This is a genomic window from Streptomyces sp. NBC_01092 (genome assembly GCF_045039535.1).
Lineage (GTDB): Bacteria > Actinomycetota > Actinomycetes > Streptomycetales > Streptomycetaceae > Streptomyces.
Genome location: NZ_CP108659.1, coordinates 6,278,043 through 6,297,627, shown reverse-complemented (window position 1 = coordinate 6,297,627; position 19,585 = coordinate 6,278,043). Strand labels below are relative to the sequence as shown.

Genomic DNA, 19,585 nt, shown 5'->3' with positions numbered 1-19,585 from the left:
CCGCGCTCTTGCGTAATCGACCGATACCTTTGAGTGATCGATCACGAGCCTGGTCTCTCCCCCACATGACAGCGGCCCGGCATCCCTCCAAGGGGAGCCGGGCCGCTGCCGTACACACGGCGCCGTGTCAGCGCACGAACACCCCCGCCTGACCGGCCAGATCCAGGAAGTACTGCGGGGCCACACCCAGCACCAGCGTGACCGCCACACCCACCCCGATCGCCGTCATCGTCAGGGGCGACGGAACAGCGACCGTCGGGCCCTCGGGCCGTGGCTCGCTGAAGAACATCAGGACGATGACGCGGATGTAGAAGAACGCCGCGATCGCGGACGAGATCACACCGACCACGACCAGCGGGCCCGCCCCGCCCTCCGCCGCCGCCTTGAACACGGCGAACTTCCCGGCGAAGCCGGAGGTCAGCGGAATGCCCGCGAAGGCCAGCAGGAACACCGCGAACACGGCCGCGACCAGCGGCGAACGGCGGCCCAGACCGGCCCAGCTGGACAGGTGCGTCGCCTCACCGCCGGCGTCGCGCACCAGCGTCACCACGGCGAACGCCCCGATCGTCACGAACGAGTACGCGGCCAGGTAGAAGAGGACGGACGAGACCCCGTCCGGCGTGGTCGCGATGACACCCGCGAGGATGAATCCGGCGTGCGCGATCGACGAGTACGCCAGCAGCCGCTTGATGTCGGTCTGCGTGATCGCGACGATCGCACCGCCCAGCATCGTGACGATCGCCACGCCCCACATGACCGGCCGCCAGTCCCAGCGCAGGCCGGGCAGCACGACGTACAGGATCCGCAGCAGCGCACCGAACGCCGCCACCTTGGTCGCCGCCGCCATGAACCCGGTCACCGGCGTCGGCGCGCCCTGGTAGACGTCCGGAGTCCACATGTGGAACGGGACCGCGCCCACCTTGAACAGCAGGCCCATGACGATCATCGCGGAGCCGACGAGCAGCAGCACGTCGTTGCCCATCGTGTCCGCGAGCGCCGGGGTGACATCCGGGACCGTGCCGTCGACGACCTGCGCGATCGTCGCGTACGACACGGAGCCCGCGTACCCGTACAGCATGGCGATGCCGAACAGCGTGAACGCGGAGGCGAAGGCACCCAGCAGGAAGTACTTGACCGCGGCCTCCTGCGACATGAGCCGCTTGCGCCGGGCCAGCGCGCACATCAGGTACAGCGGGAGCGAGAGGACTTCCAGGGCGATGAACAGCGTCAGCAGGTCGTTGGCCGCCGGGAAGATCAGCATGCCCGCGACGGCGAACATCAGCAGCGGGAACACCTCGGTGGTGGTGAACCCGGCCTTCACCGCGGCCTTCTCGCTGTCGCTGCCCGGCACGGATGCGGCCTGTGCGGCGAAGGAGTCGACCCGGTTGCCGTGCGCCGCCGGATCGAGCCGCCGCTCGGCGAAGGTGAACAGGCCGACCAGGCCTGCCAGCAGGATGGTGCCCTGGAGGAACAGGGCGGGTCCGTCGACGGCGATCGCGCCCATGGCGGCGATGCCCGACTTGGTCGTGGCGTATCCGCCGGCCGCCAGCGCCACGACCGCGGCGAAGGCCGCGACGAGCGCCACGGCGGCGACGAACACCTGGGCGTAGTAACGCGCCTTGCGCGGTACGACCGCCTCGATCAGCACTCCGATGATCGCCGCGCCGAGAATGATCAAGGTGGGCGACAATTGCCCGTACTCGATCTTCGGCGTGTCGATCTTCGAGATCGGGTCGGCCGCGGTTGTCCACAGGCTGTGGACAGCAGATGTGCTCACTTGGCCGCCTCCACCTCGGGCTGAGGATCCTTCTTGTGTACGTCGGACATGGTCTGCTGGACCGCCGGGTTGACGATGTCCGTCAGGGGCTTCGGGTAGACGCCCAGGAAGATCAGCAGTGCGACCAGCGGGGCGACGACCACGAGTTCGCGCACCCTGAGGTCGGGCATCGTCGAGACCTCCGGCTTCACCGGGCCCGTCATCGTCCGCTGGTAGAGGACGAGGACGTACAGCGCGGCGAGCACGATGCCGAAGGTGGCGATGATGCCGATCACCGGGTAGCGCGTGAACGTGCCGACCAGGACCAGGAATTCACTGACGAACGGTGCGAGTCCCGGCAGCGACAGGGTCGCCAGACCGCCGATCAGGAAGGTGCCGGCAAGCACCGGGGCGACCTTCTGCACACCGCCGTAGTCGGCGATGAGGCGCGAGCCGCGCCGCGAGATCAGGAAGCCTGCCACCAGCATCAACGCGGCTGTGGAGATGCCGTGGTTGACCATGTAGAGCGTCGCGCCGGACTGGCCCTGGCTGGTCATCGCGAAGATGCCCATGATGATGAAGCCGAAGTGCGAGATCGACGCGTAGGCGATCAGGCGCTTGATGTCCCGCTGGCCGACCGCGAGCAACGCACCGTAGACGATGCTGATCAGCGCCAGGACCATGATGGCCGGCGTCGCCCACTTGCTGGCCTCCGGGAACAGCTGGAGGCAGAAGCGGAGCATCGCGAAGGTGCCCACCTTGTCGACGACCGCTGTGATGAGGACGGCGACCGGTGCGGTGGCCTCCCCCATCGCGTTGGGCAGCCAGGTGTGCAGCGGCCACAGCGGCGCCTTCACCGCGAAGGCGAAGAAGAAGCCGAGGAACAGCCAGCGTTCGGTGTTCGTCGCCATGTCGAGCGTGCCGTTGGCGCGGGCCTCGGCGATCGCCTGGAGGCTGAAGTTCCCGGCGACCACATAGAGGCCGATCACCGCGGCCAGCATGATCAGACCGCCGACCAGGTTGTAGAGCAGGAACTTCACCGCCGCGTACGACCGTTGCGTCGACGCCACCTTCTCGCCGTGCTCGTGGGCACGGTCCCCGAAGCCGCCGATGAGGAAGTACATCGGGATGAGCATGGCTTCGAAGAAGATGTAGAAGAGGAAGACGTCGGTGGCCTCGAAGGAGATGATCACCATCGCCTCGACGGCCAGGATCAGGGCGAAGAAGCCCTGCGTCGGCCGCCACCTCTTGCTGCCGGTCTCCAGCGGGTCGGCGTCGTGCCAGCCCGCGAGGACGATGAAGGGGATCAGCAGCGCCGTCAGCGCGATGAGCGCGACCGCGATGCCGTCCACACCGAGTTCGTAGCGGACCCCGAACTCCGCGATCCAGGCGTGGGATTCGGTGAGCTGGTAGCGGTCACCGTCCGGGTCGAAGCGGACCAGGACGGTGATCGCGAGGGCGAGTGTGCCGAGCGAGACGAGCAGCGCCAGCCATTTGGCGGCGGTGCGCTGCGCGGCCGGTACGGCGGCCGTGGCGATCGCCCCGATCGCCGGGAGCACCGCCGTGGCTGTCAGCAGTGGAAAGGACATCGGTATCAGACCGCCCTCATCAGCAGGGTCGCGGCAATGAGGATCGCCACACCGCCGAACATCGAGACCGCGTACGACCGCGCGAAGCCGTTCTGCAGCTTGCGCATCCGTCCGGACAGGCCGCCGACCGAGGCCGCCGTGCCGTTGACGACACCGTCGACCAGCGTGTGGTCGACGTACACCAGGGAGCGCGTGAGGTGCTCGCCGCCGCGGACGAGGACGACGTGGTTGAAGTCGTCCTGGTACAGGTCGCGCCGGGCGGCCCGGGTGAGCAACGACCCGCGCGGGGCGACGGCCGGGACCGGGCGGCGGCCGTACTGGCCGTAGGCGATGGCGACGCCGATGACCATGCACGCGACGGTCGCGCCGGTGATGGCTCCCGCGCTGATCGGCGCGTGGCCGTGGTCGTGCCCGGTGATGGGCTCCAGCCAGTGGATGAAGCGGTCACCGATGCTGAAGAACGCACCAGCGGCCACCGAACCGACGGCCAGCACGATCATGGGGATCGTCATGACCTTGGGCGACTCGTGCGGGTGCGGTTCGTTGCCCTTCTCGTCCGGCTGCCAGCGCTTCTCGCCGAAGAACGTCATCAGCATCACGCGCGTCATGTAGAACGCGGTGATCGCGGCGCCCAGCAGGGCGCAGCCGCCGAGGATCCAGCCCTCGGTGCCGCCCTTGGCGAACGCCGCCTCGATGATCTTGTCCTTGGAGAAGAAGCCGGACAGACCGGGGAAGCCGATGATCGCGAGGTAGCCGAGGCCGAAGGTGACGAAGGTGACCGGCATGTACTTGCGCAGGCCGCCGTACTTGCGCATGTCGACCTCGTCGTTCATGCCGTGCATGACCGAACCGGCGCCGAGGAACAGCCCGGCCTTGAAGAAGCCGTGCGTCACCAGGTGCATGATCGCGAAGACGTAGCCGATGGGGCCGAGGCCCGCGGCGAGGACCATGTAGCCGATCTGCGACATGGTCGAGCCGGCCAGTGCCTTCTTGATGTCGTCCTTCGCGCAACCGACGATCGCACCGAACAGGAGCGTGACGGCGCCGACGATCGTGACGACCAACTGGGCGTCGGGCGCGGCATTGAAGATCGCGCCGGAGCGGACGATCAGGTAGACGCCCGCGGTCACCATCGTCGCGGCGTGGATGAGGGCCGAGACCGGGGTCGGGCCCTCCATCGCGTCCCCGAGCCAGGACTGCAGCGGCACCTGGGCGGACTTGCCGCAGGCCGCGAGCAGCAGCATCAGGCCGATGGCGGTGAGCTTGCCCTCGCTCGCGTCCCCGACCATGCCGGGCCCGCCCTCGCCGCCGAGCAGCGGCCCGAAGGCGAAGGTGCCGAACCAGAAGAACATCAGCATGATCGCGATCGACAGGCCCATGTCGCCGACGCGGTTGACCAGGAAGGCCTTCTTCGCGGCGGTGGCGGCGCTGGGCTTGTGCTGCCAGAAGCCGATGAGCAGGTACGACGCGAGACCGACGCCCTCCCAGCCGACGTACAGCAGCAGGTAGTTGTCGGCGAGGACCAGCAGCAGCATCGCTGCGAGGAACAGGTTCAGATAGCCGAAGAAGCGGCGGCGCCGCTCGTCGTGCTCCATGTACCCGATCGAGTACAGGTGGATCAGCGAGCCGACGCCGGTGATCAGCAGCACGAACGTCATCGACAGCTGGTCGAGGCGGAAGGCGACGTCCGCCTGGAAGCCCTCGACCTGGATCCAGCTGAACAGGTGCTGGGTCAGGGTCCGTTCTTCGGCGCCCTTGCCGAGCAGGTCGGCGAAGAGGACCACGCCGAAGGCGAAGGAGACGAAGGACAGGAGCGTGCCGATCCACTGGCCGACGGCGTCCAGGCGCCGGCCGCCGCACAGCAGTACGGCCGCTCCGAGCAGGGGCGCTGCGATCAGCAGCGCAATCAGGTTCTCCACGTTTTCTTCCGACCCCTCAGAGCTTCATCAGGCTGGCGTCGTCGACCGAGGCCGAGTGGCGGGAACGGAACAGCGACACGATGATCGCCAGCCCGACGACGACCTCCGCGGCGGCGACGACCATCGTGAAGAAGGCGATGATCTGGCCGTCGAGATTGCCGTGCATCCGGGAGAAGGCGACGAGCGTGAGGTTGCAGGCGTTGAGCATCAGCTCGATGCACATGAACACGACGATCGCGTTGCGCCTGATCAGCACGCCGGTGGCACCGATCGTGAACAACAGAGCCGCGAGATAGATGTAGTTGACCGGGTTCACTTCGACGCCTCCTCTGGCCGCTTGAAGGTCGACGGCTCGATGGCGGTCCGCTCCAGCCGCTCCTCCGCCCGCTGCTCCAGCGCCCGCAGATCGTTGAGCGCCTCGGTTGACACGTCACGGATCTGGCCGCGCTCACGCAGCGTCTTGCTGACCGTGAGGTCGGACGGGGTGCCGTCGGGCAGCAGGCCCGCGATGTCCACGGCGTTGTGCCGGGCGTACACGCCGGGGGCCGGCAGCGGCGGGACGTGCTTGCCCTCGCGGACGCGCTCTTCGGACAGCTCGCGCTGGGTCTTGGCGCGCTCGGTGCGCTCGCGGTGCGTGAGCACCATGGCGCCGATGGCGGCCGTGATCAGCAGGGCGCCGGTGATCTCGAAGGCGAAGACGTACTTGGTGAAGATGAGGGTGGCGAGGCCCTCCACATTGCCGTTCGCGTTCGCCTGCGCGAGGCCGTTGAACTCCGTGATCGAGGCGTTGCCGATGCCCCCGATCAGCAGGGCGCCGAAGCCCAGGCCACAGAGAAGGGCCAGCCAGCGCTGGCCCTTGATGGTCTCCTTCAGGGAGTCGGCGGCCGTGACGCCGACAAGCATCACCACGAACAGGAACAGCATCATGATCGCGCCGGTGTAGACGATGATCTGGACAACGCCCAGGAAGTAGGCGCCGTTGGCGAGGTAGAACACCGCCAGGATGATCATGGTCCCGGCCAGGCAGAGCGCGCTGTGCACGGCCTTCTTCATGAATACGGTGCACAGGGCGCCGATCACGGCGACGGTGCCGAGGATCCAGAACTGGAAGGCCTCGCCCGTGGAGGTGGAGTAGGCGGCGAGCTGCGCGCTCATGCGTCCACCTCCTCATCCTCGGGCTTCTCGCCCTTGGACACGGCGACCTGCTGCTCGGTCCCCGGCGCGGCCTCCGTCACCAGGCCCCGGTAGTAGTCCTGCTCGTCGGTCCCCGGGTAGATGGCGTGGGGGCTGTCGACCATGCCGTCCTCAAGACCGGCGAGCAGTTGCTCCTTGGTGTAGATGAGGTTGGCGCGGCTGGAGTCGGCGAGCTCGAACTCGTTCGTCATCGTGAGCGCGCGCGTGGGGCACGCCTCGATGCACAGGCCGCACAGGATGCAGCGGGCGTAGTTGATCTGGTACACGCGCCCGTACCGCTCGCCCGGCGAGTAGCGCTCCTCGTCGGTGTTGTCGGCGCCCTCCACATAGATGGCGTCGGCGGGGCAGGCCCAGGCGCACAGCTCGCAGCCGACGCACTTCTCCAGGCCGTCCGGATGACGGTTGAGCTGGTGCCGTCCGTGGAAGCGGGGAGCGGTGGTCTTCTGCTGCTCCGGGTACTGCTCGGTCAGCCGCTTCTTGAACATGGCCTTGAAGGTCACGCCGAAGCCGGCCACGGGGTTCTGGAAACCGGGCTTGGTCTCCTTGGGCTCCTCAGCCATCGGACGCCTCCTTTCCATCCAGAGATCCGTCACTCTGAGTATCGGGCCCACCACTGACAATCAGCTCCCGCTCGCGGTGCGAGCGGCGACGCGGCACCGGCGGCAACTCCTGTCCCGGCAGCGGTGGTACGGGGAATCCGCCCGCCATCGCGTCGAAACCGGCCGGTTCCTCGGCGGCCCCCTCGCCGCCCTTCGCCTTCTCGCGGAACATGTCGGCGAGGAAGGAGAGCAGGAGCAGGGCGAGGACGCCGCCGCCGACGTAGAGGGCGATGTCGGCGAAGTCGTAGTTCTCGTTGCGCAGGGTCCGCACGGTCGCGACGAGCATCAGCCAGACGACGGAGACCGGGATGAGGACCTTCCAGCCGAGCTTCATCAGCTGGTCGTAGCGGACGCGAGGCAGCGTCCCGCGCAGCCAGATGAAGAAGAACAGCAGCAGCTGGACCTTGATCACGAACCAGAGCATCGGCCACCAGCCGTGGTTCGCGCCCTCCCAGAAGGTGCTGATCGGATACGGGGCCCGCCAGCCGCCCAGGAAGAGCGTCACCGACACCGCCGACACCGTCACCATGTTCACGTACTCGGCGAGCATGAACAGCGCGAACTTGATCGACGAGTACTCGGTGTTGAAGCCGCCGACCAGGTCGCCCTCGGACTCCGGCATGTCGAAGGGGGCGCGGTTGGTCTCACCGACCATCGTGATGATGTAGATGATGAAGGAGACCGGCAGCAGCACGACGTACCAGCGGTCCTGCTGCGCCTCGACGATCGCCGAGGTCGACATCGAACCGGAGTAGAGGAACACCGAGGCGAAGGCGGCGCCCATCGCGATCTCGTAGGAGATCATCTGCGCGCAGGACCGCAGGCCGCCGAGCAGCGGATAGGTGGATCCGGAGCTCCAACCCGCAAGGACGATGCCGTAGATGCCGACCGAGGCGACCGCGAGGATGTAGAGCATCGCGATCGGCAGGTCGGTGAGCTGCATCGTGGTGCGCTGGCCGAAGATCGAGATCTCGTTGCCGGCCGGGCCGAAGGGGATCACCGCGATCGCCATGAAGGCCGGGATGGCCGCGACGATCGGCGCGAGGATGTAGACCACCTTGTCCGCGCGTTTGACGATGACGTCTTCCTTCAGCATCAGCTTGATGCCGTCGGCGAGCGACTGGAGCATGCCCCAGGGGCCGTGCCGGTTGGGGCCGATGCGCAGCTGCATCCAGGCGACGACCTTGCGCTCCCAGACGATGGAGAACAGCACGGTCACCATCAGGAAGGCGAAGCAGAACACCGCCTTGATGACGACCAGCCACCACGGGTCGCGGCCGAACATCGAGAGGTCTTCAGCGGCGAGGAAAGGGCTCATGCCTCCACCTCCTCGGGGGCCTCGGACGTCAGGGTCGCCGGGCCGATGCGGACGAGTGAGCCGGGCAGCACCCCGGCGTCGGAGGCGACGCCGGCGCCCACGGAGTTCAGCGGGAGCCAGACCACCCGGTCGGGCATCTGCGTGATCTGAAGGGGCAGTTCGACGACTCCGGCGGGGCCGGTCACGGCCAGGACGTCGCCGTCCTTCACGCCGGCCTCGGCGGCCGTGGCGGCCGACACGCGCGCGTGGGCGGCGTGCCGGGTGCCGGCGAGCGCCTCGTCGCCCTCCTGGAGCAGGCCCTGGTCGAGCAGCAGCCGGTGCCCGGCCAGGACGGCCTCGCCGGCGGCCGGCCGCGGCAACGTGGCGGCGACCTCAAGGGGTTCGGTGGCCCTCGGCCCGTCCCAGGCACCGAGCCGGTCGATCTCCGCGCGCGTGGTGCGCAGATCCGGCAGGCCCAGGTGTACGTCCATGGCATCGGCCAGCATCTGCAGCACGCGCGCGTCGGTCGGCGCCAGGCGGCGGGTCATCTGGTCGGGCTTGAGCGCGGCCTCGAAGAAGCGCACCCGGCCCTCCCAGTTGAGGAAGGTGCCGGCCTTCTCGGCGACCGCGGCGACCGGCAGCACGACGTCGGCGAGCTCGGTCACCTCACCGGGCCGCAGTTCCAGCGACACCACGAAGCCGACCTCACCGAGCGCCTCACGCGCGCGTGCCGGGTCGGGCAGGTCGGCGACCTCGACGCCCGCGACCAGCAGGGCCTGGAGCTCGCCGGTGGCGGCCGCCTCGACGATCTGGCCGGCGTCACGGCCGTAGCGGAGCGGGAGTTCGGCCAGGCCCCAGACGGCGGCGACCTCCTCACGCGCGCGTGGGTCGGTCGCGGGACGTCCGCCCGGCAGCAGCGTCGGCAGCGCGCCCGCCTCGACGGCGCCGCGCTCCCCCGCCCTGCGTGGGATCCACACCAGGTCGGCCCCGGTCGCGGTCGCCGCGCGTACGGCTGCGGTGAGCCCGCCCTCCACGGCGGCCAGCCGCTCGCCGACGACGATCACCGCGCCCTCGGTGCGCAGCGCCTCGGACGCCTGCGCACCGCCTCCGTCCAGGCCGACGCCGCTCGCGAGCGCGTCCAGCCACTCGGTCTCGGTGCCGGGAGCGGCGGGCAGCAGCGTGCCGCCCGCCTTCTCCAGGCCGCGTGTCGCGTGCGTGGCGAGCGAGAAGACCTTCTGGCCGTGCCCGCGCCAGGCCTTGCGCAGCCGCAGAAAGACGCCGGGCGCCTCCTCCTCGGCCTCGAACCCGGCCAGCAGGACCGCCGGCGCCTTCTCCAGGGAGGTGTAGGTGACGCCCCTGCCGTCCAGGTCGCGGCCGTGACCGGCGACCCGCGCGGCGAGGAAGTCGGCCTCCTCGCCGCTGTGTACGCGCGCGCGGAAGTCGATGTCGTTGGTGTCGAGCGCCACGCGCGCGAACTTGCTGTACGCGTAAGCGTCCTCGACGGTGAGCCGGCCGCCGGTCAGCACGCCGGTGCGGCCACGCGAGGCGAGCAGCCCTTGAGCTGCGATCTGGAGAGCCTCCGGCCAGGAGGCCGGCTCCAGCTCACCCTCCGCGTTGCGCACCAACGGCGTCTGGAGCCGGTCGCGCTGCTGGGCGTACCGGAAGCCGAACCGGCCCTTGTCGCACATCCACTCCTCGTTGACCTCGGGGTCGTCGGCCGCGAGGCGTCGCATGACCTTGCCGCGCCGGTGGTCGGTGCGGGTGGCGCAGCCACCGGAGCAGTGCTCGCACACCGACGGCGAGGAGACGAGGTCGAAGGGGCGGGAGCGGAACCGGTACGCCGCCGAGGTGAGCGCGCCGACCGGGCAGATCTGGATGGTGTTGCCGGAGAAGTACGACTCGAACGGATCGCCCTCACCGGTGCCGACCTGCTGGAGCGCGCCCCGCTCCAGCAGCTCGATCATCGGGTCGCCCGCGACCTGGTTGGAGAACCGGGTGCAGCGGGCGCACAGCACGCACCGCTCGCGGTCGAGGAGCACCTGTGTGGAGATCGCCACGGGCTTCTCGTAGGTCCGCTTCTTTCCTTCGAAGCGGGAGTCGGACTGGCCGTGCGACATGGCCTGGTTCTGCAGCGGGCACTCGCCGCCCTTGTCGCAGACCGGGCAGTCCAGCGGGTGGTTGATGAGCAGGAGCTCCATCACACCCTTCTGGGCCTTCTCGGCGACCGGAGAGGTGAGGTGCGTCTTGACGACCATGCCGTCCGTGCACGTGATCGTGCAGGACGCCATCGGCTTGCGCTGGCCCTCGACCTCGACGATGCACTGGCGGCAGGCGCCGGCCGGGTCGAGGAGCGGGTGGTCGCAGAAGCGGGGGATCTCGATGCCGAGCTGCTCGGCGGCCCTGATGACCAGGGTGCCCTTCGGCACGCTGATCTCCACGCCGTCGATCGTCAGCGCCACGAGATCCTCCGGCGGGACCGCCGCCTCTCCCCCTCCGGAGGGAGCGCTGGTGGTCACAGTCATGCGTTCACCTCCGTGCGGTGGTCGGCCCAGGCCGTCGACTTCGCCGGGTCGAAGGGGCAGCCGCGGCCCGTGATGTGCTGCTCGTACTCCTCGCGGAAGTACTTCAGCGAGGAGAAGATCGGCGAGGCGGCGCCGTCGCCGAGGGCGCAGAAGGACTTGCCGTTGATGTTGTCGGCGATGTCGTTCAGCTTGTCGAGGTCGCTCATGACGCCCTTGCCGGCCTCGATGTCGCGCAGCAACTGCACGAGCCAGTACGTGCCTTCGCGGCAGGGTGTGCACTTGCCGCAGGACTCGTGGGCGTAGAACTCGGTCCAGCGGGTGACGGCCCGCACGACGCAGGTCGTCTCGTCGAAGCACTGCAGGGCCTTGGTGCCGAGCATGGAACCGGCGGCGCCGACTCCCTCGTAGTCGAGGGGGACGTCGAGGTGCTCGTCGGTGAACATCGGCGTCGAGGATCCGCCCGGCGTCCAGAACTTCAGGCGGTGGCCGGGCCGCATGCCGCCGCTCATTTCAAGGAGCTGGCGGAGCGTGATGCCGAGCGGGGCCTCGTACTGGCCGGGGCTGACGACATGGCCGCTGAGCGAGTAGAGCGTGAAGCCCGGGGACTTCTCGCTGCCCATCGAGCGGAACCATTCTTTGCCCCGATGCAGAATCGCGGGAACCGACGCGATCGACTCGACGTTGTTCACAACAGTCGGGCAGGCGTAGAGACCTGCCACCGCAGGGAAGGGGGGACGGAGCCGCGGTTGACCACGGCGGCCTTCGAGCGAGTCGAGCAGTGCGGTCTCCTCACCGCAGATATACGCGCCGGCGCCGGCGTGCACGGTGAGTTCGAGGTCGAGTCCGCTGCCCAGGATGTTCTCGCCGAGGAAGCCGGCCGCGTAGGCCTCGCGCACGGCCTCGTGCAACCGCCGCAGAACAGGGACGACTTCACCACGCAGATAGATGAAGGCATGCGAAGACCTGATGGCATAACACGCGATGACAATGCCCTCGATGAGGCTGTGCGGGTTCGCGAAGAGGAGCGGAATGTCCTTACAGGTTCCGGGCTCCGATTCGTCGGCGTTGACAACTAGATAGTGCGGCTTTCCATCTCCCTGCGGAATGAACTGCCATTTCATTCCGGTCGGGAATCCCGCACCGCCGCGCCCGCGCAGACCGGAGTCCTTGACGTACGCGATCAGGTCGTCCGGCGACATGGCCAGCGCCTTGCGGAGTCCCTCGTATCCTTCGTGCCTTCGGTAGACGTCGAGCGTCCAGGACCTGTCCTCGTCCCAGAAGGCCGACAGCACGGGTGCGAGCAGCTTCTCGGGGCTGTTTTCCTTCAGCTCTGGTGCCAACGTCATCACTCCCCCTCCTCGGCGACAGGCCCTGCCGGGTGGGCCGGGTCGGACGCGGACGATTCCTGCGGCGCGTCGTGCGAGCTGAGGTGTTCAGCCGACGACGGTTGGTGCGCTGCCTTGCCCTGCGGCTCGTCGTGCGGGCCGCCGACCCGCGGATGGACCACGCGCGCGGGTGCGACCTCTCCCTTGGCCAGGCGGAGGCCCACCAGCGACGCCGGTCCCGCACTGCCGCCCTCCTCGACGGCCCCGGGCCGCTCGTCGGGGAAGCCGGCCAGGATCCGCGCGGTCTCCTTGAAGGTGCACAGCCGGGCCCCGCGCGTCGGCTCCACGGGCCGGTCCGCGCGCAGATCGTCGACGAGGCGCTTGGCACTGGCCGGGGTCTGGTTGTCGAAGAACTCCCAGTTGACCATCACGACCGGCGCGAAGTCGCAGGCCGCGTTGCACTCGATGTGCTCCAGGGTGACCTTGCCGTCGCCCGTGGTCTCGCCGTTGCCGACGCCCAGGTGCTCCTGGAGCTCCTCGAAGATCGCGTCGCCGCCCATCACCGCACACAGCGTGTTGGTGCAGACGCCCACCTGGTAGTCACCGCTCGGCTTGCGCCGGTACATGGTGTAGAAGGTGGCGACCGCGGTGACCTCGGCCGTGGTCAGCTCCAGTACGTCCGCGCAGAACTGCATCCCGGTGCGCGTGACATGGCCCTCCTCCGACTGCACCAGGTGCAGCAACGGCAGGAGGGCGGACCGGGAGTCCGGGTAGCGGGCGATGAGCTCGCGCGCGTCGGCCTCCAGTCGGGCTCGAACGTCGTCCGGGTAGCCGGGCGCGGGCAGTTCGGGCATGCCCAGGCTGACGCCCCGCTCGGAAGAAGAGGTGGTCACCGGTCGACGCCTCCCATCACGGGGTCGATGGACGCGACGGCGACGATGACGTCGGCGACCTGGCCGCCCTCGCACATCGCCGCCATGGCCTGCAGGTTGGTGAAGGACGGGTCGCGGAAGTGGACCCGGAAGGGGCGGGTGCCGCCGTCGGACACGGCATGCACCCCGAGCTCGCCCTTGGGTGACTCGACGGCCGCGTACGCCTGTCCCGGCGGGACGCGGAAGCCCTCGGTGACCAGCTTGAAGTGGTGGATCAGGGCCTCCATGGAGGTGCCCATGATCTTCTTGATGTGGTCGAGGGAGTTGCCGAGCCCGTCGGGTCCCAGGGCGAGCTGGGCGGGCCAGGCGATCTTCTTGTCGGCGACCATGACCGGGCCGGGCTGGAGCCGGTCCAGGCACTGCTCGACGATCCCGAGGGACTGGCGCATCTCCTCCAGGCGGATCAGGAAGCGCCCGTAGGAGTCGCAGGTGTCGGCGGTCGGGATCTCGAAGTCGTACGTCTCGTAGTCGCAGTACGGCTGCGTCTTGCGCAGGTCGTGCGGCAGGCCGGTGGAGCGCAGGATCGGGCCGGTGGCGCCGAGGGCCATGCAGCCGGCCAGGTCGAGATAGCCGACGTCCTGCATGCGGGCCTTGAAGATGGGGTTCCCGGTGGCGAGCTTGTCGTACTCCGGGAGGTTCTTCTTCATCTTCTTCACGAACTCGCGGATCTGGTCCACCGCGCCGGGCGGCAGGTCCTGGGCGAGTCCGCCGGGGCGGATGTACGCGTGGTTCATCCTGAGGCCCGTGATGAGCTCGTAGATGTCGAGAATCATTTCACGATCACGGAATCCGTAGATCATGATCGTGGTGGCGCCGAGCTCCATGCCGCCGGTGGCGATGCACACCAGGTGGGAGGAGAGTCGGTTCAGCTCCATCAGGAGCACCCGGATGATCTTGGCGCGCTCGGTGATCTGGTCCTCGATGCCGAGGAGCTTCTCGACGGCGAGACAGTAGGCGGTCTCGTTGAAGAAGGACGTCAGATAGTCCATGCGCGTCACGAACGTGGTGCCCTGCGTCCAGGTCCGGTACTCGAGGTTCTTCTCGATGCCGGTGTGGAGATAGCCGATGCCGCAGCGGGCCTCGGTGACGGTCTCGCCGTCGATCTCCAGGATCAGGCGGAGCACACCGTGGGTGGAGGGGTGCTGCGGACCCATGTTGAGGACGATGCGCTCGTCGTCGGCGCGGGCCGCGGCCTGGACGACCTCGTCCCAGTCGCCACCGGTGACCGTATATACGGTGCCCTCGGTGGTCTCACGGGCAGATGCTGACTGCGTGCTCACGAGTACGACCTCCGCTGGTCCGGAGCCGGGATCTGGGCGCCCTTGTACTCGACGGGGATGCCGCCGAGGGAGTAGTCCTTGCGCTGAGGGTGGCCCTGCCAGTCGTCCGGCATCATGATCCGCGTCAGGGCCGGGTGACCGTCGAAGACGATGCCGAAGAAGTCGTAGGTCTCGCGCTCGTGCCAGTCGTTGGTCGGATAGACGGAGACGAGCGACGGGACGTGCGGGTCGCTGTCCGGGGCGCTGACTTCGAGGCGGATCAGCCGGTTGTGGGTGATCGAGCGCAGGTGGTAGACGGCGTGCAGCTCACGGCCCTTGTCGCTCGGGTAGTGGACGCCACTGACCCCGGTGCACAGCTCGAAGCGCAGGGCCGGGTCGTCGCGCAGGGTGCGGGCGACGCGGACCAGGTGCTCGCGCTCGATGTAGAAGGTGAGCTCGCCGCGGTCGACGACCGTCGCCTCGATGGCGTTGCCGGGCAGGAGTCCCTGCTCCTCCAGGGCGCCCTCGAGTTCGTCGGCGACCTCGTCGAACCAGCCGCCGTAGGGGCGGTTCGCCGGTCCCGGGAGCCGGACGGAGCGGACGAGGCCGCCGTAGCCGGAGGTGTCGCCGCCGTTGGTGGCGCCGAACATGCCGCGCTGGACACGGATCTCCTCGCCGCCCTGGCCGCGCTGGCCGGGGAGGTTGGAGGCGGAGAGGTCCTTCTCGGGGTTGACCCCGTTGGACCCGTTCGCCCCGTTGGTTCCGTTCGCGTCGCTCACTGCAGCAGCCCCTTCATCTCGATCGTGGGCAGGGCCTTGAGCGCCGCTTCCTCCGCCTCGCGGGCCGCCTCCTCGGCGTTCACGCCGAGCTTGGAGGTCTGGATCTTCTGGTGCAGCTTGAGGATGGCGTCCAGCAGCATCTCGGGCCGCGGCGGGCAGCCCGGCAGATAGATGTCGACCGGGACGATGTGGTCGACGCCCTGCACGATCGCGTAGTTGTTGAACATGCCGCCCGAGGAGGCGCAGACCCCCATGGAGATCACCCACTTGGGGTTCGGCATCTGGTCATAGACCTGCCTGAGCACCGGCGCCATCTTCTGGCTGACCCGGCCGGCGACGATCATCAGGTCGGCCTGACGCGGCGAGCCGCGGAAGACCTCCATGCCGAAGCGCGCCAGGTCGTATCGGCCGGCACCGGTGGTCATCATCTCGATGGCACAGCAGGCGAGGCCGAAGGTCGCCGGGAAGACGGACGCCTTGCGCACCCAGCCCGCGGCCTGCTCGACGGTGGTCAGCAGGAATCCGCTCGGCAGCTTTTCTTCGAGTCCCATGTCGTTAAAGGCCCCTCAGTCCCATTCCAGGCCGCCGCGCCGCCATACGTACGCGTACGCGACGAAGACGGTGAGCACGAAGAGCAGCATCTCCACGAGCCCGAAAATCCCCAGGGAGTCGAAGGTGACGGCCCAGGGGTAGAGGAAGACGATCTCGATATCGAAGATGATGAAGAGCATCGCCGTCAGGTAGTACTTGATCGGGAAGCGCCCGCCGCCGGCCGGCGTGGGGGTCGGCTCGATTCCGCACTCGTAGGCCTCGAGCTTGGCCCGGTTGTACCGCTTCGGACCGATCAGCGTGGCCATGACCACGGAGAAGATCGCAAAGCCTGCCCCGAGGGCTCCCAGTACGAGGATGGGCGCATACGCGTTCACCGCTCCTCGCTCCTCTCAGTCGGCACTGACTGCTGGCGGTTGCACTGGGCTCACAGCCGCCTCACCAGTCCCACGAGCCCCGCTCGTCCCGGCGAAGATCGAGAACATGTGAAGCAGGTCACAAGCCCAACTGCCTCGCATCCTATGCCCGCCGCTCTGTGATCTGCGACACGGGGTATTACACAAGCTTTGTGATCTCCACCACCTGACGAAGGATCATGAACATGGATGAGCGGTGATCTTCACACGAGAAGCGTCCAGGTGATCACCAGAGGTGACATTTTCGCTCGTCGGCGCAGCTCGGAGGGGTCGTCTCAATATCAAGAGAGTTCTCTTGCATGCAAATTGGTGCTGGACGGGACGCCTTGATAGAGGACCCCGTTCACACATCAGAGGGAGAGTCGGGAGCGGATGTGGACGCGTGCACGCGTTCACGAGCGATGCCGGGCGCGATCCGGGCACGGGACGCGCACACTGCCGTAACCGTTGCGTGACCTCTGCCACATCGATGAGAGACCTCTGAGAACCGGGCTTGGCCACCGGTCCCAACAAGTGGTAAGCGCTGGGCAATTCGGACTTAATGATGAAAGGCCGTGATCACGGGCAGGGTAGCGGGCGTCCGCAATGTCCGTTAGGGCGTCAATAAAGGGCGGTCGGACAGGAATTTGGAGCGCCGATTGAACAACTGTGGCGCAGCACACGTTCCTTGAAGGTATGGAGGAGCCCCTGATACCCGTTGTTCTCATGTCCCACACCGCTCACATACGTAGCCACCGGAAGCCCCGCCGCACCGCGTCGACGACCATCGCGATGCGCGCCGGAGTTGCCGGTGGCGTCCTCAGCATGGCAGCGGCAGGCGCTGCGGCCACGGCGCACGCCGCCGAGCCGGCTACGCAGACCATCGAACTGCCCACCCTCACGGGTGACCTGGCGGACCAGCTCGCCCAGTCCGCCGACGCCACCCAGTTGGCTGCGGCGAACTACGAGCTCGACGCCGAGCGTGACGCGGCCGCCGCCGCGGCGGCCAAGGAAGCCAAGAAGGACCTCGCAGAGGCCAAGAAGAAGGCCGAGGCGAAGAAGAAGGCGGAGGAGGCCCGCAGGGCCGCCGCCGAGGAGGCCGCCTCGCGCAGCGCGGAGCGGGCCACCCTGTCCGCTTCCGCGGACACGAACGTCGACGTGCCCGCTCCCGCCAGCGGCAGCGTCGGCACGGTCATCGCCTTCCTCCAGGCGCAGGTGGGCGACGCCTACGTCATGGGCGCCACCGGCCCCAACGCGTGGGACTGCTCCAGCCTGGTCCAGGCCGCGTTCAAGCAGGTCGGCGTCGACCTGCCGCGCGTTTCGCAGGACCAGTCGATGTCCGGCACCGACATCCCGCTGTCGCAGATCCAGGTCGGCGACATCCTCTACTGGGGCGGCAAGGGTTCCGCCTACCATGTGGGGGTCTACATCGGTAACGGCCAGTACCTGGACGCGGCCAACCCCTCCAAGGGTGTCGTCATCCAGGACCTGTCCGGCTACCCGGCGTCGGGCGCGGTGCGCGTCCTCTGACGCACAGGGATCACCGTAAGGGCCGCAGCCGCTCGGGGGCAGCGGCCCTTACGTCTTGTCCGATACGTCTCATCCGAGGTCGAAGGTGTTGGGCAGGCCGAGCTTGTAGCGCAGCGCGTCGATCCGCTTGAGGGGCTCCATCTCCGGGGGCCGGTACAGCTCCCAGATCCCACAGCGCTCGGCGTCCGAATTGTCCGCGTCCAGGAGTGCGTTGACCGCGAGGCGGGCCGACTCGTTGGCGCCCTCCATCGTCGCGAGGTCCACGTCCGTGCGGACGTAGTCGCCCGCGAGGAAGAAGTTCGGGACCCTCGTGCGGGCCGTGGGGCGGTTGTAGAGCGTGCCCGTGGGGTGAATGAGGAGCTGCTCGCGGTTCTGCGGGTCAGGGCCGCCCAGACCCGTCACCGCCGGGTCCATGAACCAGCCGAGACGGTCCTCGTCCCGCAGCACGGCCTTCCCGGCGTCGTTGAGGCCGTCCTTCAGCTGGGCCCAGAGCTCGGCGACGACCTCCTCCTTGGTGCACTCCTTGGCCGTCTTGCCGTACAGGATGCCCGGCTTGTCCCACTCCGAGATGATGGCGGACAGGCAGTCGCGGGCGCGCCCGTCGCCGTAGTCGCGGGAGAAGTCCCGTCCGTCCCAGAACTGGGCCTGGCCGACGGCGGTCACCGACCAGGGCGAGTCGAGGCAGTTGATGTGGCCGTGCACGACCGGGGTGGGCGTGCGCAGGTAGAACATCACGCCGGTCATCCAGTCGGCCTGGAGGGCGTCGCAGCGTGCGAGCTGCGGATCCGCCGCGCGCAGGGCCGGGCCCCACGTTCCGCGCGCGTGCTCGACGGGCAGCGCGCTGATGTAGTGGTCGGCGGTGATGGTGCGTTCGTCGCTGCCGTCCCGGGCCGAGACGCGGACGCCCCTCACGCGGCCGCCGTCGTAGCGGACCTCGCGGACCTGGGCGCCGAGGGCGAAAGCGACGCCGAGAGAGCGCAGGTGGGCCTCCCAGGGGTCGATCCAGGCCTCGCTGGTGGGGGCGTTCAGGACGCGGTCGATGTCGGCGTCGCCGTCCATGCCGCGGCCGAGCAGGCCCCACAGCAGCAGGGCCTCGATGATGACGCGGCCGACGGTCCGGGTGGAGGCCACCTCCGCGCGCGTGGCGACGAGGTTGCGGGTCTGGCCGATGCCGAGGAGCGTCCGGTACTCCTCGCTCATGTCCTCGGCGCGGATGAAGTCCCACCACGAGACCTTCTCCCACTGCTCCTCGCGGCGGGCGTCGCAGCTGGTGAGGTGGACCAGGAGCCGGTCGGCGAAGTAGGCCACCTCGTGGGCGGGCAGGCGGGTGCCGAGGTCCAGGACCGACAGGAGCTGGTCGCGGATCCAGCCGAGGGTGAGGTCGCCGGGGCGGGGCGGGGTGGTGGCGCGGCGCAGCGGGAAGTGCAGGTCAGGACGGCCGCCGGCGCGGGCGAACAGGGCCTCGGTGCCGCTGACGAGGTTGTCGTGGACGCCGTGCGCGTTGCCGGGGACGGGGATGCGGCGCATGGTGTCCGGCAGGTTCCGGTAGAAGCCGGGGAAGAAGCGGAAGCCGTGCTCGGCGGGGAGGTCGGCGCGGCCGCCGGCCGCCGTCCCCGGGACGGGCATCGAGCGGGCCTTGCCGCCGAGGACGTCGTAGTACTCGTAGACGGTGACGGCGTAGCCGCGTTCGGCGAGTTCGTGGGCGGCGCTCAGACCGGAGACTCCGCCGCCGAGGACGGCGACGCGTCTGCCGGAGGCCGCCTTCGCGGTTCCCGCGGGCCATAACGCGACGGCGCCGGCCGCCGACCCGGCACCGGCCAGAAAGCGTCTGCGCGTGTGGCCGGATGGCGTGTGACCTGTCTTCTCCTGGGGCTCCTGCGTGTGTTCTGTTGTCATGAATCCCGGAGGGTAGGGAGGGTCCGCCGAGGTCGGAAGCCTGT

Annotated in this window: 16 protein-coding genes; 1 reads left to right on the top strand and 15 read right to left on the bottom strand. The window is 68.6% G+C overall.

Annotated features, from left to right (window positions below):
• Positions 1-127: 127 nt before the first annotated feature.
• From nuoN to OG254_RS28710, 14 genes are read right to left on the bottom strand one after another with little or no spacing between them, the layout of a single operon-like run.
• The gene (gene nuoN, locus OG254_RS28775) at positions 128-1,777 is read right to left on the bottom strand and encodes an NADH-quinone oxidoreductase subunit NuoN (RefSeq protein ID WP_405587242.1); all 1,650 of its coding nucleotides are present in this window, start codon (positions 1,775-1,777) and stop codon (positions 128-130) included.
• Positions 1,774-3,345 (bottom strand): NADH-quinone oxidoreductase subunit M, encoded by a 1,572-nt coding sequence (locus OG254_RS28770; protein WP_351196751.1) that lies wholly within the window; start codon positions 3,343-3,345, stop codon positions 1,774-1,776. Before OG254_RS28770 ends, nuoN begins: the two co-directional genes overlap by 4 nt.
• A 5-nt stretch (positions 3,346-3,350) precedes the next feature.
• On the bottom strand, positions 3,351-5,264 hold the full coding sequence (gene nuoL, locus OG254_RS28765) for an NADH-quinone oxidoreductase subunit L (RefSeq protein ID WP_405587239.1): 1,914 nt from the start codon (positions 5,262-5,264) through the stop codon (positions 3,351-3,353).
• 16 nt (positions 5,265-5,280) lie between these two features.
• A complete protein-coding gene (gene nuoK, locus OG254_RS28760) occupies positions 5,281-5,580 on the bottom strand; it encodes an NADH-quinone oxidoreductase subunit NuoK (RefSeq protein ID WP_107904232.1) in 300 nt (99 codons plus the stop codon).
• Positions 5,577-6,419 (bottom strand): NADH-quinone oxidoreductase subunit J, encoded by an 843-nt coding sequence (locus OG254_RS28755; RefSeq protein WP_405587236.1) that lies wholly within the window; start codon positions 6,417-6,419, stop codon positions 5,577-5,579. The genes nuoK and OG254_RS28755 overlap by 4 nt, the downstream gene beginning before the upstream one ends.
• Positions 6,416-7,018, bottom strand: a complete 603-nt coding sequence (nuoI, locus tag OG254_RS28750; RefSeq protein WP_405587233.1) for an NADH-quinone oxidoreductase subunit NuoI — start codon at positions 7,016-7,018, stop codon at positions 6,416-6,418. The genes OG254_RS28755 and nuoI overlap by 4 nt, the downstream gene beginning before the upstream one ends.
• Positions 7,011-8,375 carry an NADH-quinone oxidoreductase subunit NuoH gene (gene nuoH, locus OG254_RS28745; protein WP_351196759.1) on the bottom strand — a complete coding sequence of 455 codons (1,365 nt, stop codon included), beginning with the start codon at positions 8,373-8,375 and terminating at the stop codon, positions 7,011-7,013. The genes nuoI and nuoH overlap by 8 nt, the downstream gene beginning before the upstream one ends.
• The gene (locus OG254_RS28740) at positions 8,372-10,876 is read right to left on the bottom strand and encodes an NADH-quinone oxidoreductase subunit G (protein ID WP_405587230.1); all 2,505 of its coding nucleotides are present in this window, start codon (positions 10,874-10,876) and stop codon (positions 8,372-8,374) included. The genes nuoH and OG254_RS28740 overlap by 4 nt, the downstream gene beginning before the upstream one ends.
• Positions 10,873-12,222, bottom strand: coding sequence for an NADH-quinone oxidoreductase subunit NuoF (gene nuoF, locus OG254_RS28735; RefSeq protein ID WP_405587228.1), 1,350 nt, complete (start codon positions 12,220-12,222; stop codon positions 10,873-10,875). Before nuoF ends, OG254_RS28740 begins: the two co-directional genes overlap by 4 nt.
• The gene (gene nuoE / locus OG254_RS28730; RefSeq protein WP_405587226.1) at positions 12,222-13,094 is read right to left on the bottom strand and encodes an NADH-quinone oxidoreductase subunit NuoE; all 873 of its coding nucleotides are present in this window, start codon (positions 13,092-13,094) and stop codon (positions 12,222-12,224) included. The genes nuoF and nuoE overlap by 1 nt, the downstream gene beginning before the upstream one ends.
• Entirely contained in the window at positions 13,091-14,413 is a 1,323-nt protein-coding gene (locus tag OG254_RS28725; protein ID WP_351196766.1) for an NADH-quinone oxidoreductase subunit D, read from the bottom strand. Before OG254_RS28725 ends, nuoE begins: the two co-directional genes overlap by 4 nt.
• Positions 14,410-15,171 (bottom strand): NADH-quinone oxidoreductase subunit C, encoded by a 762-nt coding sequence (locus OG254_RS28720; RefSeq protein WP_405587223.1) that lies wholly within the window; start codon positions 15,169-15,171, stop codon positions 14,410-14,412. The genes OG254_RS28725 and OG254_RS28720 overlap by 4 nt, the downstream gene beginning before the upstream one ends.
• Positions 15,168-15,722: an NADH-quinone oxidoreductase subunit B family protein gene (locus OG254_RS28715; RefSeq protein ID WP_147995079.1), complete on the bottom strand. Its 555-nt coding sequence runs from the start codon at positions 15,720-15,722 to the stop codon at positions 15,168-15,170. The genes OG254_RS28720 and OG254_RS28715 overlap by 4 nt, the downstream gene beginning before the upstream one ends.
• A gap of 15 nt (positions 15,723-15,737) precedes the next feature.
• Positions 15,738-16,097: an NADH-quinone oxidoreductase subunit A gene (locus tag OG254_RS28710; protein WP_030950624.1), complete on the bottom strand. Its 360-nt coding sequence runs from the start codon at positions 16,095-16,097 to the stop codon at positions 15,738-15,740.
• 714 nt (positions 16,098-16,811) lie between these two features.
• On the opposite strand from OG254_RS28710, the gene OG254_RS28705 reads away from it, so the two are divergent.
• Positions 16,812-17,645: a C40 family peptidase gene (locus OG254_RS28705; protein WP_351196771.1), complete on the top strand. Its 834-nt coding sequence runs from the start codon at positions 16,812-16,814 to the stop codon at positions 17,643-17,645.
• A 69-nt stretch (positions 17,646-17,714) separates the two neighbouring features.
• Here the strand turns inward: OG254_RS28705 and OG254_RS28700 are convergent, their stop codons facing one another.
• Complete coding sequence (locus OG254_RS28700; protein ID WP_405587220.1) at positions 17,715-19,541, bottom strand: FAD-dependent oxidoreductase; 1,827 nt, start codon at positions 19,539-19,541, stop codon at positions 17,715-17,717.
• Positions 19,542-19,585 lie beyond the last annotated feature (44 nt).

Bases quoted from the DNA above. Each gene is read 5' to 3' on its own strand.
- OG254_RS28770 (WP_351196751.1), bottom strand. From the start codon at position 3,345: ATGTCCTTTCCACTGCTGACAGCCACGGCGGTGCTCCCGGCGATCGGG.
- OG254_RS28755 (WP_405587236.1), bottom strand. From the start codon at position 6,419: ATGAGCGCGCAGCTCGCCGCCTACTCCACCTCCACGGGCGAGGCCTTC.
- nuoI (WP_405587233.1), bottom strand. From the start codon at position 7,018: ATGGCTGAGGAGCCCAAGGAGACCAAGCCCGGTTTCCAGAACCCCGTG.
- nuoH (WP_351196759.1), bottom strand. From the start codon at position 8,375: ATGAGCCCTTTCCTCGCCGCTGAAGACCTCTCGATGTTCGGCCGCGAC.
- OG254_RS28740 (WP_405587230.1), bottom strand. From the start codon at position 10,876: ATGACTGTGACCACCAGCGCTCCCTCCGGAGGGGGAGAGGCGGCGGTC.
- nuoF (WP_405587228.1), bottom strand. From the start codon at position 12,222: ATGACGTTGGCACCAGAGCTGAAGGAAAACAGCCCCGAGAAGCTGCTC.
- OG254_RS28715 (WP_147995079.1), bottom strand. From the start codon at position 15,722: ATGGGACTCGAAGAAAAGCTGCCGAGCGGATTCCTGCTGACCACCGTC.
- OG254_RS28705 (WP_351196771.1), top strand. From the start codon at position 16,812: ATGGAGGAGCCCCTGATACCCGTTGTTCTCATGTCCCACACCGCTCAC.
- OG254_RS28700 (WP_405587220.1), bottom strand. From the start codon at position 19,541: ATGACAACAGAACACACGCAGGAGCCCCAGGAGAAGACAGGTCACACG.